The organism is Paenibacillus sp. Soil766 (assembly GCF_001428105.1).
Lineage (GTDB): Bacteria > Bacillota > Bacilli > Paenibacillales > NBRC-103111 > Paenibacillus_E.
Map to the genome: position 1 here is coordinate 75,694 of NZ_LMSJ01000023.1, position 22,544 is coordinate 98,237.

Here is a 22,544-nt window from a genome sequence, read left to right on the forward strand (position 1 = left end):
CTACTAGGATGCGCGACCGCGTATTACAAGTAGTTTTTATCGCCAATAAGAAAGCCGTTTTCGGAAGCCGAAAACGGCTTTCTTTCTTATGAGGTAATAAGCACAAAATGTTTCACGAACAACAAGATTTTGTCTGAATATTCTACAAATAAAGGCGAATGCCGAGTGATAACTCAGCATTCGCCTTTTTCTTTGTGTCGAAATTCGCACAATTTTCTATTTATTTATGTTCGCAAGGTAAGCAGATCGTAAATGTACTGCCTTGCCCCCATGTACTTTGAACCGTTACAGTTCCATGATGAGAATCAATGATGTTCTTGACGATCGCGAGGCCAAGTCCAGTCCCCCCGGAAGATCCACGTGTACGCGCTTTGTCCGCCTTGTAGAAGCGTTCAAAGATGAACGGAAGATCCTCGGCAGGTATCCCCTGCCCCTCATCGGCGATCTCGATCCGGATCGCGGGCCGATCCTTGGAGAGGCACGCCTCAGCCTTCAAGCCGATACGCGCCCCTGCAGGCGTATGACGGAACGCATTGTCGAGCAGGTTTGTCAGTACCTGCTCCAACCGATCCTCATCCGCGCGCTGCAGGATGAGCGGCTCTTCCGGCAGCGCCACGCTTAGCGCGATGCCGCGCTCTTTGGCCAGCACCGCGAATTTGCGGTGCATCCGACGCACCAGGGAGTCGATCTCGACCTCCCTGAACGATAGTTCAAGATGGCCGGCTTCCATCCGCGCCAGATCAAGCAGATCACGAACGAGGCGCCCCATACGGAGCGACTCGTCGTGAATGACCTGCACCAGCTCCACGCGTTCTTCTGGCGTGGAGGGAATGTCGTCCAGCAGGGCTTCACTATAGCCCTGCAGCATCGAGATCGGCGTACGCAGTTCATGCGAGACGTTCGCCACGAAGTCCTTGCGCAGCTTGTCTAGACGTTCCTCCTCCGTCACATCACGGAGAACGGCCACAGCGCCGCGCACTTGATCTCGTGAATAGAGTGGCGTCATAGCCACGGACCACACGCCATTTTGCACATGTAGCTTTGTAGCGGCCTCTGCCGACTCATCAACAACCGCTTCAAAGAGTGGAATCAACGGTACCGGTATTGGCAATGAGCTTGGATTGCTGAAGCTCATGAGTCCCCAATCGCCAAGTGCGGTATCCGGTTTCGGGAAACGTCGCGGTTCTCCCTCATCATCAGACCACTCAATAGTGCTCCATTCTTCTACAATCCTCTCCCCTTGCGGGTTGCTTAGCATCACAGATCCATTCACATCCAAGGTGATCACAGCATCGGTCATACTTCGCAGTATGCTCGATAAATGTTCTTTCTCCTGACTGAGAGCATGAATACTCTCTTGCACCTTTTCGCCCATGTGATTAAACGTTTTGGCAAGCTCACCGATCTCATCTTTGGAAAGAATAGGAACACGCGTACCATATTCCCCATGTGTGATAAAATCAGCTGCTTTCTTCAATTGCTGCAGAGGTCTCGTAATTTGTGAAAACAAGAAGAAGGCGAAGAAGGTCGTCATGAGAAAACCAACAATGGACACATAAACAAACAATCTTAACATATACGATTGTGTAGCTTCTAACGACTGAAGGGATTGATACAGCAAGGTCGCACCAACAATCGCACCTTCCAAATTGAAAAGTGGAACCGCAACAACAAGATATTGAGCTTCTGCATCAAAGCGGCCTGTGCGCGATTTATTTACGACCTTATCGATCGTTTGGCCGGCAAACACTGGCTTCAGTTCTTCTGCCGTATAGAAATCAGAAACATGGAATTCGACTAACTGACTCCCGTTGGTTCGCGGGATGAGCATTTCCTTCATATCCGAGGAAACTACAAGCATTCTTGAATCTTGAAAGCTCAGCAGCTCATTACTTAATTGATAGAATTGCTCATTGTACATGTGCGTCGTTGCTTCTTCCGAAAACTTGAGTGCCATTTCTCTCATATTCTCGCGTTGATCCGTCGCTTGCGCGAAATAATTTTCCATATAATTGACAAGAAAAAAGCCTAGTATGAGCAAGACAACCCCAACTAGGCCAATAATCGTTAACCACAACTTACCTACGACACTTCTGAATATAAACACTTATTTAGGCACCTCTAGCTTGTAGCCTACACCCCATACGGTCGTAATCATCGCAGCAGCATCCGGGGATACTTTGTTTAATTTCTCACGAAGTCGCTTTACATGCGTATCAACGGTCCGTAAGTCACCGAAAAACTCGTAGTTCCAAACATCCTTGAGAAGCTCTTCACGTGAGAAAACCTTATCAGGTGAAACAGCCAAGTAATGAAGCAATTCATATTCCTTTGGCGTAAGAGCAACCTCCTGGCCACCAGCTGTCACACGATGTGCGTCATGCTCAATAATCAAGTTAGGAAACACAATGTTATTGCTGGAGCTTGCATCTTTGGACAAATACGCTGTCGCAGAAGAACGACGAAGGATTGCTTTCACACGGTAAATCACTTCACGAGGTGAGAATGGTTTGACGACATAATCGTCTGCCCCCACTTCAAATCCACTCACACGATTCGTCTCTTCACCCTTCGCAGTCAACATGATGACTGGCGTGGATTTCACTTGACGAAGGCGTGCACAGACTTCAATACCATCGATGCCTGGCAGCATCACATCAAGCAAGATCAGGTCGAAGTCGGTTTCGGTAGCCATCCGCAATGCGGATTCACCGTCTTCCGCTTCTTCAATCAAATAACCTTCTTTCTCTAAATACATACGGAGCAATCTGCGAATACGTTCTTCATCATCAACAACGAGTATACTTGGCTTCAATTCCATCTTAGTGTCACATCCTCTATTCATGTACGTACTTGAGTTTAAACACCTGCATAGGAATGCAGTCCTGCTATAACTAAGTTCACACCTACTAAAGTAAACATAACGACGATAAATCCAATAACGGTTAACCAAGCAGATTTCTTACCCTGCCAACCTTTTGATAGACGAAGATGAAGGAATACCGCATAGAATAACCATGTTATCAATGCCCATACTTCCTTCGGATCCCATCCCCAGAAACGGCCCCATGCTTCCTGAGCCCATATCATCGCAAAGATTAGCGCGCCCAATGTAAAGATCGGATAGCCTATCGCAATCGCGCGATAACTGATTTCATCCAGATCTTCCGCATCCATTCCTTTTACAACTGGGCCAATCGCTGCTCCCAATGGTTTACGAGCCACTAGGCGTGCTAGCCAATAAAGAACAAGACCGCCAAGAATGGACCATATGACTGTGTTTAATTTACGTCCTGCGCTAGCCCCTTCCATCCAGGATGGCGCTGTAAATAAAGGCTCAGACATGCCAAGGAATGACTTCATCTCTACAACTTTCGTATCATAGGGCTGCACTATCGGAGGCAATACGTAGGTTTCTGTTGTATGATTGGTTTCCTGTACACCAGCATTCGTAACAATTACATCTTTGGAGAATACAGCTTTGTAACCTGATCCATTGAATGTAAAAATTGAAGCAATAAATGCAACGAGCATTAAGATGAAAAATAGAGTTAGCTCAACACCTCTTTGTTCCTTCTTGTCTGCCTTCGTCGTCCCTGTGTAGTCAACAGCTCGAAGCAGATACATTAATCCACCGGCGAAACCAACGGCAAAGAAGGCTTCTCCCGTAGCAGCAGTTGTCACATGAATTTTCAACCAGTAACTCTGCAAGGCAGGAATCAATGGCTGCACTTCACTTGGGAAAACGGAAGCATAGGCAATAATGATAAACCCGATCGGTAGTGCGAAGACGCCTAGTACAGGTGTCCGATAGATGAGATATACGATCAAGAAAGCACACATGATCATCATACCTAAGAACGTCATAAATTCATACATATTGGAGGTTGGGATATGATCCCCTTCTGCCCATCGTGTGAAGAAGAATGTCACTTGACAAGCAAACCCGACAACTGAGGTAATAAAAGCGACGAAACCCCATTGTCTCGTGTGGTCTTCTGGCTTTCGATTGCTCCACCTTTTACCCGTTATAGAAATAACAAACAGGAAGAATGCGAGCAAGTATACAAAAAAAGCGATAAGTAGAAAGGTGCTGCTGACAGAGTTTACATTCACCCCTGGTTTCCTCCATTTGCTAATGTTTTCGGTAAAACGTCCAGTTCATTCTTATTTAACGCTGCGGCAACTTCATTTCGAAGTCCAAACCAGTTCTTGTTCGTATGGCCGCCGAGCGTCAACTTGCCCTCATCAATTCGAATCCAAATGCGTCGATGCTGCCAATAGAAGCCCATAATGACACCGATCATAAAGATTGCGGAGCCAACCCATATATAAGGCATAGCTTTATCCACACGAATGTTCAAGTAGGTTGTATAATTAGCAAATTGAACGCCTTCCATGGAGCCAACCGATATCTTCAACTTCTGGCTAATCGCACCGTTAATGGTATCTTGGGAGAACGTTTCCTTATCAATTTGTCTTGGGAAATACAGATAGGGTTCTCCTTTTTCAGCTAGCCCTGGTCCAGTTATACTAAAAATAAAGGCTGGTGCTTTCGGCTCATTCGATTTTGAGATCGGTTGCCCCTTCTCTATGCCAAACTCGGGGAAGAAACCTTTCAGCGTGAGTGTATATGCACCTACCTGATAGGAATCCTTCGGATTATTCATAGGTAGATCAAAGCTGCCATAGGTTTCACCCGTAGTTGGATTGCTAAGTGTAGGTTTCACCGAGATCAGTAGTGGTGTTGCTTTATAATCGAACTGATACGCCTGCAATCCTTTGTAATCCAATGGATGATTCACAATGATATTGTCCTTATGAACTTCCTCCAGAACTGGCGCTTCTGCCCCTTCACCGCAATTCGCGGTACAATGATACAAGATAGCTTGCGTTTCATATGTCTTCGGAACAATCTGGCCTTTGGCTTTGATGCTTTCAGGAAGATCTTGTTCATCGTACAACGTGAGTGTAAATTTCTCATTCTTGATGTAATACGATGTATGCGGGATCGGCTTCGTTTCACCTTCAAGAATGCCCATATATTGATCCATATGCCAGCCAGGTATCCCACGCATCAGCACACCGATTAAGAAAATAATGAGACCAATGTGATTAATATAGGGCCCCCAGCGGCTAAAGCGATATTTTTCAGCTAGAAGAGCAGAGCCATCGGTATGTACGCGGTAATTCTTTTTACGCAGGAGTGTTCCAAGCTTGTTCGTCCAAGCGATTTCATCTGTCCCCGCAGGCAGATCAGTAACAAGTGTGACATTTTGCCTAGTCAAGAAATTGATATGTTTACGGATTTGCTGCTTGGACAAAGCCCTATAAAGGGGCAGAACACGATCCAGACTGCAAATTACAAGCGAAGTTCCAATCATGAATAGCAATGTGATGAACCACCATGAACTGAACGTATGAGAAAATCCAAGAGCATGATAAATATTCCCTAGAGTTCCGTAGTTTTCGCTGTAATATTGTGATGGATCCATATCCAGAAAGGTATTCTCTTGCGGGAATATCGTACCAACAGCCGAAGCTAACGTGGTGATGAAAATGATCCATACGGCTATTTTGACTGAGGAGAAGAAATTCCAGACTTTATCGAGCAGAGAAGGATTTGATTTCTGAGAGCGTCTGGCCATACCGTCATAGCGCATTTCCAGAATGTCTCTGCCATCGATATCGATCAGCGGGTTACCACAGGATTCACACAGGGTGGTGCCAGTGGGGTTCTGATGTCCGCAATCGCATTTGGTATTGTAGAACATGATGACCTCCTAAAAACGTTGAACATGCATACGACTTACTATTTAAGACTTCGTCACCAAACTAGAAATTGTCTCATTAATGAAATTCTCATCCATTTGGCCAATTTTTTTCACAGCAATTTTGCCATCTGTCCCAATGAAAAAGGTTGTTGGATAATCCATAACACCATATAGTTTACGAACAACTTCATTGGCATCCAGCAGTACTGGCATATTTAATTTGTATTGCTCCATGAAGCCCTGGACCGTTACTTTATTCTTGTCCACATTCACTTCTAAGAAGACGACACCTTGGCTCTTCCACTTATCATATTGCTTCTGAAGATCAGGCATTTCTTCTTTACAGGGTGGACAAAACGTACCCCAGAAATTCACTAGCACTACTTTCCCTTTGTAATCTGAGAGCTCGTGCGTTTGACCATCTAATCCAACCAAGGAGAAGTTCGTCGCTTTCTCCCCTTGCTGCGGGTACTTCTTACTTGCTGAAGCAGACAAATTTGTAATAATCGTAAACACACCAATAATGAGCACGATTGCAAAGATCCCAATCTGTACCCACTTCTTATTACGACCCACTGTTAATCACCTTCGCTTTGTCGACATTGTTAGTTCTGGCATATCGAATTATACCCTTATTATAACGAAAAGAAGGCCAATTCTTATTGGCCTTTTTGAACGTTATGTGTCCTTAGAGCTTCGTTCCTAAGCTCTTCAACTTCTTTGGGCGTCAAGTGGCGATACTTCGCTCTTGCCAAACCTGTTAAAAAGATGGGACCGAATTTAATCCGCTTTAATTTGATTACTGGGAACGAAATCGCCTCAAACATCCGTCTGACTTGGCGGTTTCTTCCTTCATAGATGGTGATCTGAATGACGGACTCATTCTTCTCCATATTCACATCTGCGTACTCGACCTCAGCAGGTGCGGTCATGCCGTCTTCTAACTGTATGCCCAATTTGAGCTTATCTAATAACGTGCCATGCGGCACTCCTTTGACAGTCGCTTGGTACGTCTTCGGTACATGATGCTTCGGATGTGTAAGCAGATGAGCAAATTCACCGTCATTCGTTAGAATAAGCAGGCCTTCCGTATCATAATCCAATCGACCAACTGGATATACACGCTCTCTGATACCTGGTAAGAAATCAGTAACAACCTTACGGCCTTCGGGATCCGTTGCACTCGTAATTACACCTTTGGGCTTATTTAAAATGACATAGATCTTCTTCTGTTGACCTATCGCACGTCCATCCACCCTAATTTCATCTTCAGCTGTATTCACTTTCACACCCAGCGTCGTGACGACTTCACCGTTCACTTGCACGCGTCCCGCTGTAATGATTTCTTCACATTTCCGGCGGGATGCGATCCCAGCTTCGGCTAATACCTTTTGCAGTCTTTCCATTATCCGCTTTCACCTCAAGTTAATGATAACGGACTTAACCACAAATCTCAAGCGGCAACCCACAATAACTGACAGAAGGTGACAGAATGATGGCTATTACGGCTTCGTTGCGTGTCGCTATTTATGAAAACACGAAGTAACAAATAACAAGAGAAGCGATAAAGCCAACAGCATCCGAAATTAAACCCACTTTGAGCGCATAGCCAGCTTTCCGAATCCCAATTGCGCCAAAATAGACGGTTATCACATATAACGTTGTATCCGTGCTCCCTTGTACCGTTGATGCTATTCGACCTATCATCGAATCAGGACCAAATTGCTCGATCAAATCTGTGGTAAATGCTAGAGAACCCGCTCCTGTGATGGGTCGTAAAATAGCTAAAGGCAGCACTTCCGTAGGTACGCCGATACTTTCGAAAAATGGCCGCATCCAGCCAATCATCATGTCCATCGCACCTGAGGCCCGAAATACGGAAATCGCGACCATCATCCCGACGAGGTGAGGAATGATTTTGATCGCCGTGTCGAAGCCATCTTTGGCCCCCTCTACAAATGACTCATAGACAGGAACTTTGCGATAAGCCGCGTAGAGTGGAATGAACACAATCATGATCGGGATTGCCCATGCCGAAATAAGTGAAACGAGTGCGTACATGCCGGTTCATCCTTTCAGCGGAGGGATAGGTGAGCGTGATCTGCGATACCATCGATCTACGAAAATGGCCGCTGTTGTGGAGATGATCGTCGCAATGAGTGTTGTACCTACGATTTCAGCCGGGTTCACAGAATTGAAATTCATCCTTATGGCAATAAGCGTTGTCGGGATTAAGGTAATACTTGACGTATTGAGCGCAAGCAGTGTGGCCATTGCTGAACTTGCCTCATCTTTGTTTGGATTAAGCTTCTGAAGCTCCTGCATCGCTTTGATCCCCATCGGGGTTGCAGCATTGCCTAAGCCTAAGATGTTAGCACTCATGTTCGACATAATATAGCCAAGAGCGGGGTGATTCTTTGGCACACTTGGGAAAAGAAAGCGGACTACGGGCTGAAGCAGTCTTGCTAACTTTTGTAAAATACCTGCATCTTCCGCAATACGCATCATGCCCATCCAGAATACCAATACACTAATTAATCCAAAACATACGGTAACGCCATTCTTCGCCCCATCAAATGCCGCTTGTGTAACGGATTCTACATCGCCATTGATGGCCGCGACGAGGAAACCAACGACGATAAAAAATAGCCATATCCAATTCACCATAGGTCAGCACTCCTTACAACTTAGCTTTACGACATTCACATTAATCCGCCCATATGGAGCCAGAAATATTAAATAGTCCCTGCACGAGCATTCTGCAGATATAACTATACTTTGTCAGCAATGACTCCTTATAAGGCGTACTCGATTGAAATGAGAATGTGGCTTTCTCTGGTACTTGCATCAGCGGGTTAGTAGGATCATAGATCGGAATCGTCTGTATCACCTTATTTTTCAAAGAAATTCGGAGTGCGCCACGTTCAGCTAACCGATACTCCGTCGCCATTGGATCTACCAAAGTAACTTGGTGTGTTATGCTTGCGTATTCACCTTCTGCAAGTGGATACTTGAACGTTCGGCTCGCTACCCAAGGAGTACCTTCGATAGCGTCGCCTTTTTTCACCAGCGTCTGCATTGGGAAATGATTAAAGCCATATTGAAGCAGCTTCGCGTGGTCCGCCCAGTCATCCCCGTCATTCAATGTAACGACGACAAGCTGCTGGCCGTTCCGTGTCGCCGAAGATACTAAGCAGCGCTTAGCGAGCTTGGTATATCCAGTTTTCACTCCATCTGCACCTTCGAACATGGAAAGCATCTTATTTTTGTTAAGCCAAGAATAATCCCAAGCTTCATTCGGATTGGGTACTTTTTTCAACTTAGTAGATACAATATCAGCGAATACACTATTTTTGAGCGCGTACGCTGTCAACTTAGCCATATCATTTGGACTTGAGCGATGACCTTCTCCTTCGTCCAGCCCGGATGGATTCGTAAAATGGGAATGATCCATCCCCAGCATTTTCGCTTTCTCGTTCATCAAATAGACGAACCCTTCTACGCTTCCTCCAATATGCTCAGCGATCGCCGTCGCAGCGTCATTACCGGAGCGCATCATGAGTCCATACAACATGTCATGAAGCCGCATCTCTTCCCCAAGCTTCAAATAGATCGAAGACCCTTCTTTGCCGAAGGCATTCTTACTGACTTTGACCATGCTAGTGAGGTTGCCTTCTTCGATCGCAATGATCGCAGTCATAATTTTGGTCAGGCTAGCTATGCGCATAGGCGTGTCCCCTTTTTCGCTATAAAGCACACGTCCTGACTCCACATCAACGAGCGAAGCACCGACCGCATTGGTATGAATGCTTGGCGGCGCGGCTTCTACGTAGGTCCATGGCACAAGTAACAATCCAATCAAGGCACAGCAAATGATGATGAACTGGCGTTTGGTTTTCATTGGGTGGGTTATCCTCCTACACGAGCGAACTTGTACACATTTTTGATCGAATCCACTGATGAAACTTTGTACAAGTATATGCGAGCGGACGAGGGATATGTCCTGAAAACTCCCCAAAACAAAAAGGCCGACCAGAAGTAAATATCTACTTCAAGATCAGCCTTCCAATTACGCAACATGGCGCCAACTTCTACTTATTCAATTTAGTAAGCTGTCCAGCCCGCATCCGCGGTAACCACTGTCCCGTTTACAAAGCTCGCATCATCAGATGCCAAGAATAAAGCAACCTTCGCAATTTCCTCTGGATCGCCTGCTCGTGGATTTAAGCCCATTCCTGCCATTGCTCTTTCCATACCAAAAGGATTTGGTGCTGTAATCGTTGTCCCAATGTTAGTGCTCACACCACCAGGTGCGATGGCATTACAGCGGATTCCAAGGTTCGCGTATTGAAAACCTACGTTTTTCGTGAATCCAACTACAGCATGTTTAGATGCCGTGTATGCCGCACCCGCTCTGGAGCCATTTAAGCCACCTGCGGATGCAATGTTTACGATGATACCACTTTTTCTCTCTGTAAAAATCGGAAGAACTTTCCGAGTTGTTCTCATCACACCTGTTGTGTTAATTGCAAATACTCGCTCCCACAGCTCGTCCGTAAGATCTCCTGCAGGGACAAAGTTGTCCATAATACCAGCGTTATTTATTAGGATGTCAACGGTACCGTATTCCTTAACAGCCGTATCAATCATTAGGGCTACATCTTCTTCTTTCGAGACATTGGCTGCAACTGCAATCGCTGTACCACCTTTTGCTTCAATACCAGCAACAACCGTTTGAGCTGACTCAACCCGAAGATCCGAAACGACAACCTTAGCTCCTTCTGCTGCAAACAACTCTGCGATTGCTTTCCCCATACCTGACGCTGCTCCTGTAACGATAGCCACTTTACCAGAAAGCTTCATGTGTAATTCCTCCAAATGTCATGTGTTTTCATGCGAATAACTCACTGAATTGTGCATATAGAACTTCTTTCACTTGGAGTATAATAGAGTATCAAACGTGATACAATCAGTAAAAAACGCTTGTTTGTAAGCTAACGTACAAAACGATTGATTTTGTTCACTAACACCACAAAGGAATGAACATGAATGTCAGAAATCACTAGAAAAACGGACCGCAGAATCGTTCGAAGTAAAATTGCTCTACGAGAGGCTCTGTTGGCACTGATGTCGCAAAAGCCCTTTATGTCCATTTCGATTACAGAAATTGTTGAGTTCGCCAACTATAATCGAGGGACATTTTATGCGAACTATGAAAGTAAGGAAGACTTACTTGACGAAATCATTTCCAATTTAACTGGACAATTACTACAATCTTTCCGTGCGCCTTATGAACATGTTGAAACATTTCGAATTCAAGAACTGCCTGCTAAATCAGTTATGATATTTGATCACTTTTACCAAAATTCTTCCATTTATACCACTCTAATGAGGAGTGATGTTCTTTCCAAGCTGAAAGAAACCATGTTTAGTGCCTTAAAAAAAATCACACAAGAAGAATTAGTCTACCCCGATCAAGATAAAGAAATCGATCAAGAACTATTGAGCATTTATTCGATTCACGCCTTGCTTGGTCTTATTTTTCATTGGATCGAAAGCGAATTCAAATATTCACCTTCGTATATGCAGGATCAACTGATCAAATTGATTAACTGGCGTCCCGCTTCCGCAAAAACAGTTGTGAGAAGCTCACACGATTGATGACATGTCAACTAAAAAAGCTGTCCTCAAAGGACAGCTCATAATGACAAGAGGCTACACTATAAAATTCTGATTCTCGACGTTGGTGACACTGGTTGAAGCGGCTGCTGGCGACTTCGCTGACATGCCTTTGATCATACTCTGAATCTTGTCCACGACCTGTGGTGCAGAATCGATTAGACGCTCCAAAATATGCGTTTGATTATCTAATGGCACGACTTTCACACCATTCTTACCAACAACAAGGAAAGCAATTGGCGTAATCGATACCCCACCGCCGCTACCACCACCGAAGGGGAGAGCAACTTTAGCATTAAGCGCATCGCCTCGGTTCATTGTCCCGCCTTCGATTTCGATTTCGGAGTCTGTCACAAACTCGCTGCCGCCTGCGGCGAAACCAAATCCGACTTTGGATATCGGCATAATAACACTACCATCAGGCGTTTCGACCGGGTCACCGACAATTGTGTTTACGTCGACCATCTCTTTTATATTTTCCATGGCGACTTTCATGAGGCCTTGAATCGGGTGTTCGGACATCTTCATTTTCCTCCTTAGCGTTTTTTACCATACATTCCTAGCATCCAAAACTTAAGCACTAAGATCTAAAAGATCAATCATGGTTCAGTTCTAGAATGCCCCTCCTGACATGGGGTTATGTAAAACTTACGAGGCAGGTTTAAATCTCGCTCTCGCCTTCAATGCGAATTGGATCCAACTTCGAATACCGCCTTTGATTTTAGTCGCTCTGTACAACAACCGTATGCCAGCAATGACAACAAACCATACTCGTATTCGACCAGCAAAACGAAACTCCGTCGCAAATTGCTTTGCATTATATTGTGGAATGACATCTATGCGCGGCTTCGCAATGAGCTTCACATACCGAACTGTAAACCCAAGCAACGATGACTTAATCCCCCATACGGCTCCTGTCGTTATTGCCGTTTCCGGAGCATCGCCAAGACCTACACGTGTTATCCACTTAAGCTCTGTGCACTCCACTTTGGCTAAGGTCATCTTCATCCAACCATATAAATTCAGCGTATGAACGAGGACATCTTTCGTTTCCTTGTAGAAGGCGATAACTTTATCTTTGGTAATATGTTCTCTCGTTTCATCTTTCAGCTTGGCGCCTTGTTGGGTCACTTTCTCTGACTTAATTAATATTCCTTGGGTGAATCCTTTGAATTGAATGATTGGAATGACATAACGATACCGCACGAGCCCGAACAATCCTCGCATCTCCACGGAAAGCGTATCATTATCTTTTACCCGTGAGAAATAAAACTCACCACGCATATAGCTGCATAGCACAACGATCATGGCAATAATGACAACCAAGACGGCCAATCCTACCCACAGCAACACTTACGCCTCCTTAGTCAAAATGAACGAAAACTCCACGCGCAAGATAAATCTCGCAGGTGGAGTTAGTATGACCTGTATAAGGAAATGAAATGCATGTATGGATAAGCTTCAAACTAATAGTAGCTACTCTGGCTGCTCGTCGCTCACGTCGTCCAGAGTCAATTGTTTCTGATCCCCGCTTAAGCGATCGAATAGCATCCGGGTTTCTTCTTCCAAATCAAAATTACCTTGGAAGTTAGTAGAGTCTGGCAATTCTTGAATCGAGCTAAGCCCAAAATACTCTAAGAATTGTTTGGATGTTCCATATAAGATCGGTCTGCCCACTGCATCTGCACGCCCGACCTCCGTAATCAAATCTTTACCCGTTAAAGTGGCAAGCGCTCGATCACACTTCACACCGCGGATCTCCTCGATCTCTACGCGTGTAATCGGTTGTTTATAAGCAACGATGGATAACGTTTCAAGAGCAGCTTGAGAGAGCGAGGATCGCGATGGCGTATAAGCAAGTCTTTCAAAATAAGGAGCATGCTCTGCCAATGTAGTGAGCTGGTATGCGCCAGCAACCTCTACAATTTGAACGCCGCGCCCTTTACGTTTGAAATCTGTTCGCATATCTTTCAGCAGATCTTTAATCACATAGGCATCAAGTTCCATCACTTCAGCAATTTGCTTAAGATCTAGTCCTTCGTCGCCAGAGGCGAAGAGAAGTCCTTCAATAATCGATTTCATCTGTTGGAAGTTGAGTGTCAAGGTCAGATCCCTCCTCTTTGGCTTGAATGACGATATCTTCAAATAGCTGATTTTGGTAGCATGTGATTTTCTTCATTTTCATCAACTCAAGGATAGCCAGAAAAGTAACAACAATTTCTTCCCGCGTCATCTCATAATCGAATAGTTTGGAAAATAACAACTTACCACCTTTTATTCTAAGTAAATCAACAACTTCACGAATCCGCTCCTTAACCGAGATCTCATCCCTTCGGATCCGTGCAACCACGTTACGGTTCGCCAGCTTACGCAAGGTACGCTGAAAAGCAATCAATAAATCAGCAACATCCAACCCTTCCACGGGGTTCTCTTGAAGATCCGGGAGATACGGTGTTAAATCCTCAGGTTCACGTGTGTAAACGAGGCTTCGCTCCACCTCTTTGTCACGAAGCATATCCGCAATCGATTTATATTTTCGATATTCAATCAGCTTGGCAACAAGCTCGGCACGCGGGTCTAACGAGTCATCCATATCATCAAAATATTCGTCAAATTCAATGACAGGCGGCTTAGGTAAGAGCATTTTGCTTTTGATGGAGAGCAGTGTAGCAGCCATTACTAGAAACTCACTCGTAATATCTAACTCCAGCTCCTGCATCGCTTGTACATACCCAAGGTATTGATCTGTAATTTCTTTGATCGGAATATTGTAAATGTCGAGTTCATTTTTATCAATTAGATGAAGCAATAGATCAAGGGGGCCTTCAAATGCTTCTAGCTTATATGTAACCTTCATGTCGTTCTTCCCCTTGTCATAGTGAATAAAGATGCATGATTACCTGTACGGCGTATGGATAAATTCCGCTGAGCGCCCATTGTCCAATCGGGGTAACCATTAAAACGATTACAAGAATAAGTGCTGGAATCTCTTGCTTGTCTAGCCATCTTTGTTTCCGTGTCGAGACAAGTCCTCTCCATATATACCATCCATCAAGTGGATAGAGCGGCAACAAATGGATGAGTCCTATCATTAAGTTTACGATAACACAATATTGCAAATACACGCGCCACTGCTCCACTACGAGCGATTCGGTTGCCACACCAAGCAGTGCAGGTAAATAAAAATATAACCACCAAAAAAACAAAACAAGCACAAGATTTGTAAGAGGTCCCGCTAAATAGACAAGCGAATGCGATAGTTTTTTGTTCTTGGAAAAACGGTCTGCATCGACTGGTATTTTCTTGGACCATCCATATGGTCCGAAGACGATCATCGCCAACCCCAAGACGTCAAGATGCGCCAAGGGGTTAAGCGAGAATCGTTTGCCATCACGAGCCGTTCGATCTCCTAATAGCCAAGCAACTCCAGCATGCGCTGTATCATGCAAAGTCATAGCGATAAGGAAAGCAAACAGCCGCGGCAGCAGTGTTTCTAAATGATAATAAGCTAGCATTAGGAAGAGAATTGCTTCGTCAAATTCGCCATTTCAATCGCGGTTACGGCAGCTTCCCAGCCTTTATTGCCTGCTTTCGTACCTGCGCGTTCAACTGCTTGCTCAATGGAATCTGTTGTTAAAACACCGAAGATTGTCGGGATACCTGTTTTTAAGTTAATCGCCGAAACACCTTTGGCCACTTCACTGCACACATAATCAAAATGCGGCGTTGATCCACGAATCACGGCACCCAGGGTAATGACAGCATCATACTTGCCGCTCTCTGCCATTTTTTGCGCGATTAGAGGAAGTTCGAATGCGCCTGGAACCCAAGCGATATCAATTTCACTTTCATCCACACCGTGACGTTTTAGTGCGTCTTGTGCACCACCCAATAGTTTAGATGTAATAAACTCATTGAAGCGTCCAACGACGATCCCATATTTTAAATTTTGCGAAATTAAATGTCCTTCATAAATCGTTGCCATGGTAAGAATCTCCTTTTCTGTTGAAACGTATTAGGTTGGTATGTGAATTAATTCATTCTATAAATAATTAAATGCCTTTGCCTGCGTCTATAAAGGTCAGAATGTGGCCCAACTTCTGCTGCTTGGTTTGCAAATAATTAAGATTATCCTTCTTGCTCTCCATCTGAATCGGAACTCTCTCATCCACTTTAAGCCCATAGCCTTCTAGACCTTTGATTTTACGAGGATTATTCGTTAATAGACGAAGTTTCGAGATGCCAAGATCTTTGAGAATCTGAGCACCAATGCCATAATCACGAAGATCTGGAGCAAATCCAAGTTTAATATTCGCTTCTACGGTGTCTAATCCCTGCTCTTGGAGGACATAGGCCTTCAATTTGTTGATTAAGCCAATACCGCGACCTTCCTGTCGCATATATAATAATACACCATTGCCTTCTTCATCAATCTGTTTTAATGCGGCATCCAGCTGTGGACCGCAATCACAACGATGAGAATGGAACACATCGCCTGTCAAACACTCCGAATGGACACGCACCAAAGTTGGCTTGGACGGGTCTATGGTCCCCTTAACTAAGGCAACATGTTCCTTATCATCCAATTGATTCGTATAAGCAATCGCTTTGAATGTTCCGAAATCCGTTGGCAGATCCACTTCAACTTCGCGTATAACCAACTTCTCTTGCTGATTACGGTACTGGATAAGATCTTGGATGGTAATGATGCAAAGCTCATGCTTCGCGGCAATTTCCATTAGATCCGGCACCCTTGCCATAGTACCATCTTCTTTAATAACTTCACAAATCACGCCAGCTGGATATGAATCAGCAAGAATAGCTAGATCGATCGCTGCTTCCGTATGTCCTGCTCTGCGAAGAACACCGCCTTTTTTGGCAATCAAAGGAAAAATGTGACCTGGTCTACGGAAATCCTGCGGTTTCGTCGTTGGATCAATTAAGCCCTGAATTGTTCTGGAACGCTCATGCGCTGAAATCCCTGTGTTTGTATCCGTATGATCAACAGAAACCGTGAAGGCAGTACCGTGATAATCGGTGTTGCGCGCTACCATTGGAGGTAGATCTAGTTCTTTGGCTCTGTCTTCGGTAATCGGTGTGCAGACGAGCCCACGCCCTTCTTTAATCATGAAGTTAATCACTTCAGGGGTTGTTTTATCTGCAAGTGCGATAAAATCGCCTTCGTTTTCCCGATCTTCATCATCTACGGCAATAATTACTTTACCTAATTTCAGATCCGTAAGAGCTTCTTCAATCGTATTGAACCGAATGGGTTGTGTCATTTGCACCTCTCCTAACTTACATAAAGCCATTATCTGCTAAAAAGCTTGCGGTCAGCTTACTTTTCTTAGGCTCATCTCGAACCGAATTCTCAGAAGGACCGAATTTGAGCAGTCGTTCCATATATTTGCCAAGTACATCGCATTCAATGTTGATTGTATCTCCCGCTTTTTTGTCGTGGAGAACCGTTTGCGCAAGGGTATGCGGGATAATCGAAACGGAAATATCACTTTCTGAGACATCTACAACCGTCAAACTAATACCATCAATCGTAATGGAACCGCCAGGAATGATATAGCGGAATATATGTGGATTCTCCGGTGCAAACCGGTATACAACTGCATTCTCTTCCGGTATGCGGGAAAGGATCGTTGCTGTGGCATCTACATGACCTTGGACAATATGTCCGCCAAATCTGCCGTTCGCCGCCATCGCCCGCTCCAAATTCACTCGCGTGCCAGTTTGAAGCTTGCGGAGATTCGTCTTCCGATATGTTTCAGGCATCACATCAACGGAGAATGAATCACTGTCATACGAAATGACCGTGAGACACACGCCATTAACGGCAATACTGTCCCCTAAATGAACATCTTCCAGTATTTTTTTGGCGCCAATGGTCAGCACCATGGCTTGCCCTCCACTATGAATGCGGCGCATGTGGCCGATTTCTTCAACAATCCCGGTAAACATGCCACTCCTCCATTCTCTAGCTCTTATACATCGGATAACCGGTAATACAAACATCCGGTCCGAATTGCTCGACACGTAGTCGGTCGAGCATTATAGCTTCATCCATCTTCGCGTAGCCGTCGAAGTGGATGTTCACAGGTGCTGCCTGGCCTCCGCCGATAATTTTCGGCGCAAACATCAGCACCAGCTTATCAATCAGGCGCTGCTCCAGCATGGCGCCGTTTAAGTGGCCTCCACCCTCGAGGAGGATGGAGCCGATCTCGCGCTCGCCGAGCTGCCCCATGGCGAGCGTCAGGTCCACCTGCGGGCCGTCGCCACAGGTAAGGACGGTGATGCCGCGTGCTTCCAGCGCGGCACGCCGCTCTGCTGGCGCCTGTGCGCTCGCGAGCAGGATCGTCGGCTGACGATCCTGCTCGGTGAGCACGCGGGCGCCGAGCGGGACTCGCAGCTGCGAGTCCGCGATGATGCGTACCGGCTGCACAGCCGGTACGTCGCCGCGCGTGCTCAGCTGTGGGTCGTCGGCGATGATCGTCTGGACGCCGACGAGGATGCCCTGGTGCCGGTGGCGCAGGGTGTGAACAAAGACACGCGACTCCGCGGATGTAATCCACTTGCTGTCGCCGGTTTTGGAAGCGATGCGGCCGTCTAGCGTGCTCGCGGTCTTCATCGTCACAAAAGGCCTACGCGAGACGATATATTTGTTGAAAGCCTCGTTCAGCTTTGCGGATTCTTCACCTAGCAAGCCTACACTCACTTCCAATCCATGCTCGCGCAGCTTGGTGATTCCCGTCCCAGCCACCAACGGATTCGGATCTGTGGCAGCTACAACAACACGAGTCACACCTGCTTCTATGAGGCGGTCGCAGCACGGCGGTGTTTTGCCATGATGACTGCAAGGCTCCAAGGTTACATAAGCTGTGCTTCCTTTAGCTTCCTCGCCTGCCATACGCAAAGCCAGAACCTCTGCGTGTCCCTCTCCGCGCTTCAGATGTGCTCCCATACCAACAATGCGGCCCTCTTTGACAAGAATACAACCAACTACAGGATTAATTCCCGTTTGTCCAAGTGCACTCTCGGCCATCTGAAGCGCAAGTCTCATATAGGTTTCGTCATTTAACAGCCCCATGGATGATCACCGCTTTCTTAATCCATTCCTTGATTCTAATGCAAAAAAGCCCCTTCCGCTTTCGGATGGGGGCCAGAGATTGTTTAGATAACACGAATAAACATCAGCTATTATGCTTGTCACATTTTTTGTTCAAATCAAACAATACCGACGAGGTAGCCGCTTTGGACAGACCTGCCGAATTTATGTTAATGTGAAAAAATGAACAAGCATGCTAGCGAATTGGCATTCGCATTTTCCTTCTCCCATCCAGACTATACTGTCGGTCCTGGAATTCCACCAGGTCAACCGTAGCGAAGCTGTTGTCAGGTACCGCTAGCTTCACAACGGGTCACGGACTGATCGCAATCATGTACACGTACATGGGTACGAATCACCGCCGGTGTGGAATTTCACCACGCCCCGAAGGTTTTGCATACTATAAAAGAAGTAGTAACTAACCCTCAGTTACTAATTTCTTTATTAAACAAGAATTTATCACTCATGCTTGAAAATTGCAAGGGCTTTTTTCAATTTTCCTGATAAAACTTGTCGGAATTATTGGAATTGGAATTCATTCTAATTGAATTCGCACTAAATTCATTGTTCTAATAGCGCAATATCCACGCAAATCGTTCCTTCTTCCCAATGGGGATTCGCATAACCTGCTGGTGCGTTCAGGTATGTCAACCAAGTCATGTCGAAACCAGTTTTCTTCTTTGCCATTAAACAAGCGTTTCGTGGGTCAACACCACTGGACACCTCCGTTAAAAGCTCCTTCCGCAGCTGTGAGAAACGTTTGATCGTACGGTCGAACATAGCTTCCTGATCTGGATTTAATCCCCCCTGTACCCATTCGCCTTCAAAAATAAAAGCATAATCTTGATAAGACGGAGTTTGCATCTCGACAGCCTCCGTATAATCACGCATCGCCTGCTCTCTGTATCCGTGCGATTCAGCCCACATGCCGCTTATCAGTCGGTGATACGGTGTAGGTGATTGCACATAGACACGACCAGTGCGCTTGAGCTTATTTTCAAAGATTGCATACGACTCCGTGAATTCCTGCTGCCATGGCCCAGCACCAACAGAACCGATTAGCCCACCTGATAGCTGAAGCTTCCTATCTTGAATTTCCGCTTTAGACACACTGGCTATCACAGCTGTTCCCTCGTAGGTTTCAAGCTTTCTATCTACCCAGGAAGACACGATATATTCGGAAAAAGTAGTGTGTGCTCCGTTATTCATTGACACCCAAACCACCTCAGATTTGCTATCACCTGTAAGATCGTCAATGGTCATCACCTTTGATCGACCGTAATTTTCAGATGGAAAACTCAAACTTTGAAGGGAGAATTGGCTATCCCTATAATCGATAATCACTCCATATGACTGCCGCGCTTGGACCAATCCTGTTTGCTTATCAAGAATATCCTCAAACAGCACAGATACCCATTCATTCGATACCCCATCTTGATCCAGATCAGTCCGGATGACGTTTATCAACTCTTTCTGGGAATCGTATGGCGTTACACGTGTTTGAAGCCATTCTGTCATATCAAGATCAGGTTTATTTACTTGGCTAAGTTCAAATCTAAGCTGTTCAATCAATGGTTTCCTCACCATTTCTGAGGATTGGTTAGGTTTATCTACCTCCGAAATCACAGACACATGTTGCTGGCTCTGAGCAGTGAGCGTCGGACGTTCTCTTCCTGTCAAAGGTAATAAACAGAGTATAATAATCCCTATACCTGCTCCTACATACTTCAAACAATTCTTTTCCAATAGCCATCACCTTTCATAATATTCCCTTTTAATGTTTGACGTAACCGCGCTCAATTAGGTTCTGCTTGGGCAGGGTTCTTATTACCGTGAAGTTGAGCTATTGGGGATTCTCTCATTTCTGCGAATATACCTGAATTAACTACATGAAATCCATCTAACTGACTTTTTATCAATAAAACCAAATATTAACCTACATAAAATCCATCTATTTAGCACATCAGCCCCGCAGCGCACAAGTACAAAAAAAAACTGCCCAGACCTTAGTCTGAGCAGTTCATATAACAGAAATTATACTTCTACAACTTCTACTTTTTCCATTTTGTCTTTGCCTTTGAATGCATCAACAAGCTCCATACCTTTGGATACTTTACCGAACACTGTGTGTCCACCATCCAAATGTGGTTGCGGTTGGTAGGCGATGTAGAATTGGCTTCCGCCTGTGTTACGACCTGCATGCGCCATCGCTAGGGAGCCGCGCTCATGTTTGTTCGGGTTGATTTCACAGTTGATTTGGTAGCCAGGGCCACCCGTTCCTGTTCCAGTTGGGCAACCACCTTGTGCTACGAATCCTGGGATGACACGGTGAAAAACAAGTCCGTTGTAGAAACCGGAGTTTGCTAGTTTTTCAAAGTTAGCGACAGTGTTCGGAGCATCGTTCTCAAAAAGATCGATAACAACCTCTCCGCCACCTGCTAGTTGAATTTTTGCTTGTTTTGCCATTATGTGGTTCACTCCTTTAGGAAATAATATCTTATTCTACTATGAATGGCAGCATTACACAAACAACAGGAGATACCCTTCTGGGCAAAGGGCCTCCTGTAGATGTTTTGGCACCTTTTAGACCGTCTTGCTAACTTGTTTCATTCTCGCTGGAATTAAGTCATTCCCTACAATTTGATCAAAAGATTCACGTTTCACGACAAGGTCACTTTGGCCGTCTTTGACAAAGACAACACCCGGTCTGCGAATACGGTTGTAGTTGCTAGCCATCGAGTAATTGTAAGCTCCTGTACTCGACACTGCCAGAATATCACCTGTCGCAACCTTCGGCAGATTCACATCCCAGATCAACATATCGCCGCTTTCGCAACATTTGCCGGCAATCGAAACGATCTCAGCTGGTTGCTCAGTAGCACGATTCGCGAGACCCGCTTCGTATACAGATTTATATAAAGCTGGACGCGGATTGTCAGTCATACCGCCATCCACTGCAACATACTTACGCACGCCGGGAATTTCCTTCGCAGTGCCGACCGTGTAAAGCGTAGTCCCTGAATCGCCTACGATACTGCGGCCCGGTTCAACCCAAATTTCCGGAAGCGGATAACCATTGCTCCCGAAGTTGGCTTTGATCGCATCGGTAATAGCCTTCACATAGACAGCAACAGGAAGTGGCGTATCTTCACTCACATAACGAATGCCGAAACCACCGCCGAGATTGATTACTTTGAACGTAACATCTAATTCAGTCCGAACATGAATGGCAAATTCGGCCATTTTCTCTGCCGCAATTCGGAATCCTTCAACTTCGAATATTTGCGAACCTATATGCGAGTGGATGCCCAAAAGATCTAAATAAGAAAGCTGGGAAGCCTCTTGAATCGCTTGGAATGCAGAACCATTCCCCAGGTCGAACCCAAATTTGGAATCGGTTTGGCCTGTTGAAATATATTCATGCGTATGCGCCTCAACACCAGGCGTAATCCGCAATAAAATTTTCACCTTTTGGCGTTTCTCAGCAGCAATCGCATTAAGCATTTGCAACTCGATAAAGTTATCTACAACGAAGCATCCAATTTTGGCATCAATGGCCATTTCCATTTCAGAAATGGTTTTGTTATTTCCGTGGAAGTGAATACGCTCAGCCGGGAAGCCCGCTTGAAGAGCTGTATACAACTCGCCATCTGATACTACATCCAATGACATACCTTCTTCTTCTACGATTCGGCACATCGCCATTATACAAAACGCTTTACTTGCATAGGCTACTTGAAATTTCAGCCCTGAAGCTCTGAAAGCTTCAACGAATTCACGACAACGCTGACGTACGAGTGTCTCGTCAAAAACATAGAGAGGCGTACCGTATTCGGCAACTAACTTTGTCGTATCAACACCGCCAATTTCGAGATGGCCTTGGTCATTTATTCTACTGGTACCATGTAAATACATAGCTATATTTCCCCTCTCTACTTGAACCTTCCCTATGCCAAATTCCGCTAAAGAGGTCGCAT

At 45.3% G+C, this 22,544-nt stretch carries 23 protein-coding genes and 1 riboswitch; of the genes, 1 reads left to right on the top strand and 22 read right to left on the bottom strand.

Annotated elements, in window-relative coordinates; all coding sequences use genetic code 11:
- Window positions 1–220 precede the first annotated feature (220 nt).
- From ASG89_RS17835 to ASG89_RS17880, 10 genes are all read right to left on the bottom strand, one after another.
- Window positions 221–2,107, bottom strand: a complete 1,887-nt coding sequence (locus tag ASG89_RS17835; RefSeq protein WP_057312095.1) for an ATP-binding protein — start codon at window positions 2,105–2,107, stop codon at window positions 221–223.
- Window positions 2,108–2,821, bottom strand: a complete 714-nt coding sequence (locus ASG89_RS17840) for a response regulator transcription factor (RefSeq protein ID WP_057312096.1) — start codon at window positions 2,819–2,821, stop codon at window positions 2,108–2,110.
- Between the two features lie 38 nt (window positions 2,822–2,859).
- Entirely contained in the window at window positions 2,860–4,116 is a 1,257-nt protein-coding gene (gene ccsA, locus ASG89_RS17845) for a cytochrome c biogenesis protein CcsA (RefSeq protein ID WP_057312098.1), read from the bottom strand.
- Window positions 4,113–5,774, bottom strand: a complete 1,662-nt coding sequence (locus tag ASG89_RS17850; protein WP_057312100.1) for a cytochrome c biogenesis protein ResB — start codon at window positions 5,772–5,774, stop codon at window positions 4,113–4,115. Before ASG89_RS17850 ends, ccsA begins: the two co-directional genes overlap by 4 nt.
- Before the next feature lie 42 nt (window positions 5,775–5,816).
- Window positions 5,817–6,350: a redoxin domain-containing protein gene (locus ASG89_RS17855; RefSeq protein ID WP_057312102.1), complete on the bottom strand. Its 534-nt coding sequence runs from the start codon at window positions 6,348–6,350 to the stop codon at window positions 5,817–5,819.
- An 83-nt stretch (window positions 6,351–6,433) separates the two neighbouring features.
- The gene (locus tag ASG89_RS17860; protein WP_057312104.1) at window positions 6,434–7,180 is read right to left on the bottom strand and encodes a pseudouridine synthase; all 747 of its coding nucleotides are present in this window, start codon (window positions 7,178–7,180) and stop codon (window positions 6,434–6,436) included.
- Window positions 7,181–7,301: 121 nt separating this feature from the next.
- Window positions 7,302–7,835: a spore maturation protein gene (locus ASG89_RS17865; protein ID WP_056614498.1), complete on the bottom strand. Its 534-nt coding sequence runs from the start codon at window positions 7,833–7,835 to the stop codon at window positions 7,302–7,304.
- A gap of 6 nt (window positions 7,836–7,841) precedes the next feature.
- Window positions 7,842–8,441: a nucleoside recognition domain-containing protein gene (locus ASG89_RS17870; protein ID WP_057312106.1), complete on the bottom strand. Its 600-nt coding sequence runs from the start codon at window positions 8,439–8,441 to the stop codon at window positions 7,842–7,844.
- A 40-nt stretch (window positions 8,442–8,481) separates the two neighbouring features.
- Window positions 8,482–9,675, bottom strand: a complete 1,194-nt coding sequence (locus ASG89_RS17875) for a D-alanyl-D-alanine carboxypeptidase family protein (RefSeq protein WP_057312108.1) — start codon at window positions 9,673–9,675, stop codon at window positions 8,482–8,484.
- A 203-nt stretch (window positions 9,676–9,878) separates the two neighbouring features.
- Window positions 9,879–10,637, bottom strand: a complete 759-nt coding sequence (locus tag ASG89_RS17880) for an SDR family oxidoreductase (RefSeq protein WP_057312109.1) — start codon at window positions 10,635–10,637, stop codon at window positions 9,879–9,881.
- Between the two features lie 186 nt (window positions 10,638–10,823).
- On the opposite strand from ASG89_RS17880, the gene ASG89_RS17885 reads away from it, so the two are divergent.
- Window positions 10,824–11,435 (top strand): TetR/AcrR family transcriptional regulator, encoded by a 612-nt coding sequence (locus ASG89_RS17885; protein ID WP_057312110.1) that lies wholly within the window; start codon window positions 10,824–10,826, stop codon window positions 11,433–11,435.
- 54 nt (window positions 11,436–11,489) lie between these two features.
- Here the strand turns inward: ASG89_RS17885 and ytfJ are convergent, their stop codons facing one another.
- The 12 genes from ytfJ to lysA all read right to left on the bottom strand — a co-directional run bounded on the left by ytfJ (window position 11,490) and on the right by lysA (window position 22,482).
- Window positions 11,490–11,975 carry a GerW family sporulation protein gene (gene ytfJ, locus ASG89_RS17890; protein ID WP_057312112.1) on the bottom strand — a complete coding sequence of 162 codons (486 nt, stop codon included), beginning with the start codon at window positions 11,973–11,975 and terminating at the stop codon, window positions 11,490–11,492.
- 126 nt (window positions 11,976–12,101) lie between these two features.
- Entirely contained in the window at window positions 12,102–12,806 is a 705-nt protein-coding gene (locus ASG89_RS17895; protein ID WP_157276698.1) for a DUF2953 domain-containing protein, read from the bottom strand.
- A 123-nt stretch (window positions 12,807–12,929) separates the two neighbouring features.
- Complete coding sequence (scpB, locus tag ASG89_RS17900; protein WP_057312115.1) at window positions 12,930–13,535, bottom strand: SMC-Scp complex subunit ScpB; 606 nt, start codon at window positions 13,533–13,535, stop codon at window positions 12,930–12,932.
- Complete coding sequence (locus ASG89_RS17905) at window positions 13,519–14,310, bottom strand: segregation and condensation protein A (protein WP_057312117.1); 792 nt, start codon at window positions 14,308–14,310, stop codon at window positions 13,519–13,521. The genes scpB and ASG89_RS17905 overlap by 17 nt, the downstream gene beginning before the upstream one ends.
- A 16-nt stretch (window positions 14,311–14,326) precedes the next feature.
- Complete coding sequence (locus ASG89_RS17910; protein WP_057312119.1) at window positions 14,327–14,968, bottom strand: site-2 protease family protein; 642 nt, start codon at window positions 14,966–14,968, stop codon at window positions 14,327–14,329.
- A complete protein-coding gene (gene ribE, locus ASG89_RS17915) occupies window positions 14,968–15,438 on the bottom strand; it encodes a 6,7-dimethyl-8-ribityllumazine synthase (protein WP_057312121.1) in 471 nt (156 codons plus the stop codon). Before ribE (ASG89_RS17915) ends, ASG89_RS17910 begins: the two co-directional genes overlap by 1 nt.
- Window positions 15,439–15,505: 67 nt before the next feature.
- Window positions 15,506–16,735 carry a bifunctional 3,4-dihydroxy-2-butanone-4-phosphate synthase/GTP cyclohydrolase II gene (locus tag ASG89_RS17920; RefSeq protein ID WP_057312122.1) on the bottom strand — a complete coding sequence of 410 codons (1,230 nt, stop codon included), beginning with the start codon at window positions 16,733–16,735 and terminating at the stop codon, window positions 15,506–15,508.
- 16 nt (window positions 16,736–16,751) lie between these two features.
- Window positions 16,752–17,423 carry a riboflavin synthase gene (ribE, locus tag ASG89_RS17925; RefSeq protein ID WP_057312124.1) on the bottom strand — a complete coding sequence of 224 codons (672 nt, stop codon included), beginning with the start codon at window positions 17,421–17,423 and terminating at the stop codon, window positions 16,752–16,754.
- 16 nt (window positions 17,424–17,439) lie between these two features.
- The gene (gene ribD, locus ASG89_RS17930; protein WP_057312125.1) at window positions 17,440–18,549 is read right to left on the bottom strand and encodes a bifunctional diaminohydroxyphosphoribosylaminopyrimidine deaminase/5-amino-6-(5-phosphoribosylamino)uracil reductase RibD; all 1,110 of its coding nucleotides are present in this window, start codon (window positions 18,547–18,549) and stop codon (window positions 17,440–17,442) included.
- A 233-nt stretch (window positions 18,550–18,782) separates the two neighbouring features.
- Window positions 18,783–18,963: riboswitch (FMN riboswitch) on the bottom strand.
- Window positions 18,964–19,128: 165 nt separating this feature from the next.
- A complete protein-coding gene (locus ASG89_RS17935; RefSeq protein WP_057312127.1) occupies window positions 19,129–20,313 on the bottom strand; it encodes a hypothetical protein in 1,185 nt (394 codons plus the stop codon).
- A 288-nt stretch (window positions 20,314–20,601) separates the two neighbouring features.
- Complete coding sequence (locus tag ASG89_RS17940) at window positions 20,602–21,033, bottom strand: peptidylprolyl isomerase (RefSeq protein WP_057312128.1); 432 nt, start codon at window positions 21,031–21,033, stop codon at window positions 20,602–20,604.
- Window positions 21,034–21,150: 117 nt separating this feature from the next.
- On the bottom strand, window positions 21,151–22,482 hold the full coding sequence (lysA, locus tag ASG89_RS17945; RefSeq protein WP_057312129.1) for a diaminopimelate decarboxylase: 1,332 nt from the start codon (window positions 22,480–22,482) through the stop codon (window positions 21,151–21,153).
- Window positions 22,483–22,544 lie beyond the last annotated feature (62 nt).